7 protein-coding genes are annotated in these 6,803 nt (G+C 73.6%); 6 read left to right on the top strand and 1 reads right to left on the bottom strand.

Features of this window, described 5'->3' with window-relative positions; genetic code table 11:
- Nucleotides 1–330: 330 nt before the first annotated feature.
- Nucleotides 331–666 carry a DUF5955 family protein gene (locus GT042_RS30480; RefSeq protein WP_345943980.1) on the top strand — a complete coding sequence of 112 codons (336 nt, stop codon included), beginning with the start codon at nucleotides 331–333 and terminating at the stop codon, nucleotides 664–666.
- A 35-nt stretch (nucleotides 667–701) separates the two neighbouring features.
- Here the strand turns inward: GT042_RS30480 and GT042_RS30475 are convergent, their stop codons facing one another.
- Nucleotides 702–1,505, bottom strand: coding sequence for an IclR family transcriptional regulator (locus tag GT042_RS30475; RefSeq protein ID WP_161311921.1), 804 nt, complete (start codon nucleotides 1,503–1,505; stop codon nucleotides 702–704).
- Nucleotides 1,506–1,784: 279 nt separating this feature from the next.
- Between GT042_RS30475 and allB the strand changes: the two genes are divergently transcribed.
- The 5 genes from allB to GT042_RS30450 all read left to right on the top strand — a co-directional run.
- Nucleotides 1,785–3,140 (top strand): allantoinase AllB, encoded by a 1,356-nt coding sequence (allB, locus tag GT042_RS30470; RefSeq protein WP_161311920.1) that lies wholly within the window; start codon nucleotides 1,785–1,787, stop codon nucleotides 3,138–3,140.
- 40 nt (nucleotides 3,141–3,180) lie between these two features.
- A complete protein-coding gene (gene alc / locus GT042_RS30465) occupies nucleotides 3,181–4,311 on the top strand; it encodes an allantoicase (protein ID WP_161311922.1) in 1,131 nt (376 codons plus the stop codon).
- A 129-nt stretch (nucleotides 4,312–4,440) separates the two neighbouring features.
- Nucleotides 4,441–5,067: a dihydrofolate reductase family protein gene (locus tag GT042_RS30460; protein ID WP_161311919.1), complete on the top strand. Its 627-nt coding sequence runs from the start codon at nucleotides 4,441–4,443 to the stop codon at nucleotides 5,065–5,067.
- 75 nt (nucleotides 5,068–5,142) lie between these two features.
- The gene (locus tag GT042_RS30455; RefSeq protein ID WP_161311918.1) at nucleotides 5,143–6,366 is read left to right on the top strand and encodes a histidine kinase; all 1,224 of its coding nucleotides are present in this window, start codon (nucleotides 5,143–5,145) and stop codon (nucleotides 6,364–6,366) included.
- A partial coding sequence (locus GT042_RS30450; RefSeq protein ID WP_161311917.1) for a response regulator transcription factor occupies nucleotides 6,363–6,803 on the top strand: 441 nt, incomplete at its 3' end. The genes GT042_RS30455 and GT042_RS30450, both read left to right, overlap by 4 nt.

Raw genomic sequence — 6,803 nt, 5'->3', positions numbered from 1 at the left:
CCCGCCGAGCCGCCGTCCCCCGCCGGCGGCGAGCAGCAGACCGGCGACGGCGGGGCGGGAGCCGTGGGGTCGGGAGCGGTTCTGTTCGTACGGTGCGGCGGCCATCTGCCCTGGATACCTCATCACCGGGTGCGGCCGCATTTCGGATCCGCAGGAAATCCTTTCGCATTCCCGCCGTATTCGGTCCGTGGAGTGGCGCATACCGCGCGGGATGACGTTAACTTGCCTGCGAACCTTGGCGCTTGACCATCGCCGCGAGAGGTCGGACACATGGGCGCGGGCTTCCGTGCCAGGGCTGGGCCGGAACAGACGGCCTGAGGGGGGACAGCTGTGCTGGGCAGCGTGGGGCAACCGCGGGTGACGGAGAGCTACGGGCGCGGCGAGCGGCGCGAGGAGCCCGGCGTCATGGAGCTGCGGGCCGCCGTGTCGCGGCTGCGGCGTGAACTGGCCGCGTATCCGGCGGAGTTCCGGGACCGGGCGATCGCCGAGGACGAGCTGTCCGCCCTCGCCGCGATGGCGGCGAGCGGTGCGCCCGAGGTGCCGCGCATGCGCCGCTCGCTGCTGCTGATCGTCGGCTCGATCGGCTCGGTCAGCGCGCTCACGTCACCGCTGCTGGCGGTACGGGCGGCCGTGGACGTCTTCGGGAACGCGCCCCGCCCCCACTGAGGCGGAAAAACCGGCACGAACCCCGCCCGGGGCCGTCAGGCCTGCTGCGCGGTCGTGCTCGCCAGCGCCGCCGACAGGTCCCGCGCCACCTCCTGGAGCACCGGCACGATCCGCTCCGTGACCGCCTCCGTCACCCGGCCCGCCGGACCGGAGATCGAAATGGCCGCCGCCGTGGGGGAGTCGGGCACGGAGACCGCGACACAGCGGACCCCCATCTCCTGCTCGTTGTCGTCGATGGCGTACCCGGCGCCCCGTACCGTCTCCAGGGCGGCCAGGAAACCCTCGGCCGTCGTGATCGTCTTTTCGGTGGCGGCGGGCATGCCCGTCCGGGCGAGCAGGGCGCGCACCTCCTCCGGCGGGGTGTGCGCGAGCAGCGCCTTGCCCACCCCGGTGGAGTGCGGCAGGACCCGCCGGCCCACCTCCGTGAACATGCGCATCGAGTGCTTGGACGGGACCTGCGCGACGTACACGATCTCGTCGCCGTCCAGCAGCGCCATGTTCGCGGTCTCGCCGGTCTCCTCGACCAGCCGGGCCAGATAGGGCCGCGCCCACGTGCCGAGCAGCCGCGCCGACGACTCGCCGAGGCGGATCAGCCGGGGGCCGAGCGCGTACCGCCGGTTCGACTGCTGGCGTACGTAGCCGCAGGCCACCAGCGTGCGCATGAGACGGTGGATGGTGGGCAGCGGCAGCCCGCTGCTCGCGGACAGCTCGCTCAGCCCGACCTCGCCGCCCGCGTCCGCCATCCGTTCGAGCAGGTCGAAGGCGCGCTCCAAGGACTGGACGCCGCCGCTGGCGGTGGTCTTGGCGGCGTCGGTGGTGCTGGCGCTGGACGACGGCACGGCACGGTCCTTTCGGGGCGGGCGGGTGGGCAGGCACGCAGCCTACCGGGCCGGGCCCGGGGTGATCTTTTCGTGCTGTATGACAGCAACGATACCTTCTGTCAGGCGGAAAGTGGATTCCGCTGTGTGGAAATGCTCAAGTGTAGCGCGCGGGCGCCCGTGCCGCCTCGGTCGCGGCGGGCCGGTCTTGACGGGCCCCCGCGAGAGGGGAAGACTCCTTCAACAGTTCGTTGAATTCCGTGGCGGGGAAGCTCCGCAGCAGGGAAGCGAGGGGCACCGGTGGCCGAAGTGAGCCTGGTACTGCGCTCGACACGCGTCGTCACCCCGGACGGGATCCGCCCCGCCTCCATCGCCGTGACCGGCGCGGACGGCAGGATCGCGGCCGTCCTCCCGTACGACTCCGAGGTGCCGCCCGGCGCGCACCTGGAGGACACCGGGGACGACGTGGTCCTGCCTGGCCTCGTCGACACCCACGTGCACGTGAACGACCCGGGCCGGACCGCCTGGGAGGGTTTCTGGACCGCCACCCGCGCCGCCGCGGCCGGCGGGATCACCACCCTCATCGACATGCCGCTCAACTCCCTGCCCCCCACCACCACGGCCGCGAACCTGCGGGTGAAGCGCGAGGTGGCCGGCCCCAAGGCCCACGTCGACACCGGCTTCTGGGGCGGCGCGATCCCCGGCAACCTCAAGGACCTGCGCCCGCTGTACGACGCCGGCGTCTTCGGCTTCAAGTGTTTCCTGTCGCCCTCCGGCGTGGAGGAGTTCCCCGAACTCGACCACGAACAACTCGGCCGCTCCCTCGCCGAGATCACCGGCTTCGGCGGCCTGCTCATCGTGCACGCCGAGGACCCGCACACCCTGGCCGCCGCCCCCCAGCGGGGCGGCAGAGACTACGCGGGCTTCCTCGCCTCCCGTCCCCGCGCCGCCGAGAACGCCGCGATCACCCGGCTGATCGCGGAGGCGCGGCGGCTCGGCGCGCGGGTGCACGTCCTGCACCTGTCGTCGTCGGACGCCCTGCCGCTGATCGCCGCGGCGAAGCGCGAAGGCGTGCGGATCACCGTGGAGACGTGCCCGCACTTCCTCACCCTCACGGCCGAGGAAGTCCCGGACGGGGCAACCGAGTTCAAGTGCTGCCCGCCCATCCGCGAGGCCGCGAACCAGGACGCGCTCTGGCAGGGGCTCGCCGACGGCACGATCGATTGCGTCGTCTCCGACCACTCGCCCTGCACCACCGACCTGAAGACCCCCGACTTCGCCACCGCCTGGGGCGGCATTTCCTCGCTCCAGCTGGGGCTCCCCGCCGTCTGGACCCAGGCGCGCCGCCGCGGCCACACCCTGGCGGACGTCGCGCGCTGGATGTCCACCGCCCCCGCCGCACTCGCCGGGCTGACCCGCAAGGGCGCCGTCGAGGCGGGCCGCGACGCCGACTTCGCGGTCGTCGCGCCCGACGCGTCCTTCACCGTCGACCCGGCCGCCCTCCAGCACCGTAACCACGTCACGGCGTACGCGGGGAAGACCCTCCACGGCGTCGTGCGGTCGACCTGGCTGCGGGGCGAACGTATCGCGCACGAAGGCACCCTCGCCGAGCCCGCCGGCCGACTGATCGAGAGGAACGGTCCGTCGGCCGGCTGACCGAAAGGAACGACCGACCTTGACGCACGCACCCGCCCCCCTGACGCAGGCATCCCCGCCCTCGTTCACCGGCGACGCCCGCCCGTACGGCGGCGGCGATCCGTACGCCGACTACCGCACCGCGGCCTTCCCCTTCACCCACCTCGTGGATCTCGCCGACCGGCGGCTCGGTGCCGGGGTCGTCGCCGCCAACGACGAGTTCTTCGCCGAGCGGGAGAACCTCCTCGTCACCGGGCCCGCCGTCTTCGACCCCGAGCGCTTCGGGCACAAGGGCAAGATCATGGACGGCTGGGAGACCCGGCGCCGACGCGGCGCCGACGCCGCACGTCCGCACCCCACCGCGGACGACCACGACTGGGCGCTGATCAGGCTCGGCGCGCCCGGCGTCGTCCGGGGGATCGTGGTCGACACCGCCCACTTCCGGGGCAACCACCCCCAGGCCGTCTCCGTCGAGGCGACCTTGCTCCCGGGCTCCCCGTCCCCGGCGGACCTCCTCGCCGACACGGTGAAGTGGACGACGCTCGTGCCCCGTACCCCCGTCGGCGGGCACGCCGCCAACGGCTTCGTCGTCGGCGCCGAACAGCGCTTCACCCACCTGCGGCTCAACCAGCACCCCGACGGCGGGATCGCCCGGCTGCGGGTGTACGGAGAGGTCGCGCCCGACCCGGCGTGGCTCGCCGTGCTCGGTACGGTCGACCTCGTCGCCCTGGAGAACGGCGGTGTGGTCGAGGACGCCTCCGACCGCTTCTACTCCCCGCCCGAGCACACGATCCAGCCCGGCCGCTCCCGGCAGATGGACGACGGCTGGGAGACCCGCCGCCGCCGGGACCTGGGCAACGACTGGATCCGCTACCGGCTGCCCGGCCGGGCCGGGATCCGGGCCGCCGAGATCGACACCGCCTACCTGAAGGGCAACGCGGCCGGCTGGGCGACCCTGTCCGTACGGGACGCGGAGGCCGCGGAACCGGACGCCTGGACCGAGGTCGTGCCGAGGACCCGCCTCCAGCCCGACACGAACCACCGCTTCGTCCTGGACCCGGCCGTCGTCGCGACCCACGTACGGATCGACATCTTCCCGGACGGCGGGATCTCCCGGCTGCGCCTCTTCGGCTCCCTCACGGAGGAGTCCGCCGCCCGCCTCGCGGCCCGCCACCGGGAACTGGGCGGCTGACCCCTCCCCTGACCCCTCCCCCCGGCGCCGGGACCGCCCGCCCGACCGATGAGTTCCCGGGTCGCCGCGGGTCCCCCCTGTTGATAGACCGAACAGGAGCGCGGAACAGAAGCGCAAGGGAGCAGCACCATGGAACTGACCGCCACCACCTTCGTCTCGCTGGACGGCGTCATGCAGGCCCCCGGCGGGCCGGGCGAGGACACCAGCGGGGGCTTCCCGTACGGGGGCTGGGTCGTCCCGTTCTCCGACGACGACATGGGCGCCTTCGTCGCCGAGAACTTCGGCCGCGTCGACGCCTTCCTCCTCGGCCGCAGGACGTACGACATCTTCTCGTCGTACTGGCCACTCGTCACCGACCCCGCCGACCCGGTCGCCGGGCCGCTCAACACCCTCCCCAAATACGTCGTCTCCACCACCCTGGAGAAGGCGGAGTGGGAGAACACCAGCGTCATCTCCTCGGACGTGGCGGAGGAGATCCGCCGCCTCAAGGCCCGGCCGGGGCGCGAGCTCCAGATCCACGGCAGCGGCGCCCTCGTCCGCTCGCTGATGGCCGAGGGCCTGATCGACACCTACCACCTGCTGGTCTTCCCCGTCCGCCTGGGCCGGGGCGCCCGCCTCTTCCCCGAAGGAGGGACCCCCGCCGCGTTCCGTACGACCGCCGCCAGGACGACCTCCACCGGCGTGGTCATCCACACGCTCAAGCCGGCCGGACCCGCGACCTTCGGCTCCTTCGACCTGCCGCCGGAGCGGAAGTAGCCGCCTCCGCGACTTTGGTGGCCGGGGCGCCCCACGGGGTCCCCACCACCCCCCGGCCTGCCTAAATTGGTCCGTATGACGCGTACGGAACACCCCTGGCTGCTCCCCTCGGAGATGGTCGACCCGAGGGGACCCGAGCTGCCCGGGGACCGGGGCAGGCCCCGCCCCCGCCGGACCGTACGGGACTGGGTCACCGACACCCTGGTGTTCCTGCTCGCCGCCGGTTTCGGGATGATCGCCACCGACACCGGCCAGGTGGCGGGCAACGCCGACGGTGTCGTCTTCCTCGACGTGATGCTCGGCGCGCTCGCCTGCTGTGCCCTGTGGACGCGGCGGCGCTGGCCCGTCGGCCTCGCGGTGGTGCTCGCGCTGGGCATGGCGGTCGAGCCGGTGGCGAGCGGGGCCGCGATGGTGAGCCTGTTCAGCGTGGCCGTGCACCGGCCGTTCCGGCCGGTCGCCGCCATCGGCCTGCTGTCGATCGTGACCGGGACCGTGCAGACCGTCCTGCGGCCCGACCCGACGACGTCCTTCCTCACCTCCCTGATCGCCACGGTGCTCCTGGTCCTGCTGGCGGTCGGCTGGGGGCTGCTCGTACGGGCCAGGCGCCAGCTCGTCGTCGCGCTGCGCGAACGCGCCGTACGCGCGGAGGCCGAGGCCGACCTGCGCGCCGAGCAGGCGCAGCGGCTCGCCCGCGAGTCCATCGCCCGGGAGATGCACGACGTGCTCGCCCACCGGCTCTCCCTGCTCAGCGTCCACGCGGGCGCCCTGGAGTTCCGGCCCGACGCGCCCGCGCCCGAGGTCGCCAGAGCGGCCGGGGTGATCAGGGACAGCGCGCACGAGGCGTTGCAGGACCTCCGGATGATCATCGGGGTGCTGCGGGCCCCCGGCGACGACGGCAATCGCCCGCAGCCCACCCTCGTCACCCTCGACGAGCTGGTCGCCGAGTCCCGCGCGGCCGGCATGAAGGTCACCCTCGACAGCGGGGTCGCCGACGTGGCCGCCGTACCCGCCGCCACCGGCCGTACCGCCTACCGCATCGCCCAGGAGGGCCTGACCAACGCCCGCAAGCACGCGCCCGGCACCGAGGCCACCGTCGTGGTGAGCGGCGGCCCCGGCGACGGGCTCACCGTGGAGGTGCGCAACGCGGCGCCCGCCGGGGAGGTCCCGCGCGTCCCCGGCTCGGGCCAGGGGCTGATCGGGCTCACCGAACGGGCCGCGCTCGCCGGGGGCCGGTTCGACCACGGACCCACGGGAGACGGCGGTTTCGCCCTCCGCGCCTGGCTACCGTGGGCCGCATGACCATCCGGCTGCTCATCGTCGACGACGACCCCCTCGTCCGCGCGGGACTGACCTTCATGCTCGGCGGCGCCGAGGACATCGAGATCGTGGGGGAGGCCGCCGACGGCACCCAGGTCGCGCCCCTCGTCGAGCGATGCGCCCCCGACGTCGTCCTGATGGACATCCGCATGCCCGCCATGGACGGGCTGACCGCGACCGAGGCGCTGCGGGCCCGCCCCGGCGCCCCCGAGGTGCTCGTCCTGACCACCTTCCACGCCGACGAGCAGGTGCTGCGGGCGCTGCGCGCGGGCGCCGCCGGGTTTGTCCTCAAGGACACCCCGCCCGACCGGATCGTCTCGGCGGTACGGCGTGTCGCGGCGGGCGACCCGGTCCTTTCACCGGCGGTTACACGCCAGTTGATGACCCATGTGGCGGGCACCTCCCCGGGCGCCGCCCCG

Source organism: Streptomyces sp. SID3212 (assembly GCF_009865405.1).
Lineage (GTDB): Bacteria > Actinomycetota > Actinomycetes > Streptomycetales > Streptomycetaceae > Streptomyces.
The sequence above is the reverse complement of the archived record's forward strand: the minus strand, read 5'-3'. Positions and strand labels throughout refer to the sequence as shown.

Bases quoted from the DNA above. Each gene is read 5' to 3' on its own strand.
- GT042_RS30460 (WP_161311919.1), top strand. From the start codon at position 4,441: ATGGAACTGACCGCCACCACCTTCGTCTCGCTGGACGGCGTCATGCAG.
- GT042_RS30455 (WP_161311918.1), top strand. From the start codon at position 5,143: ATGACGCGTACGGAACACCCCTGGCTGCTCCCCTCGGAGATGGTCGAC.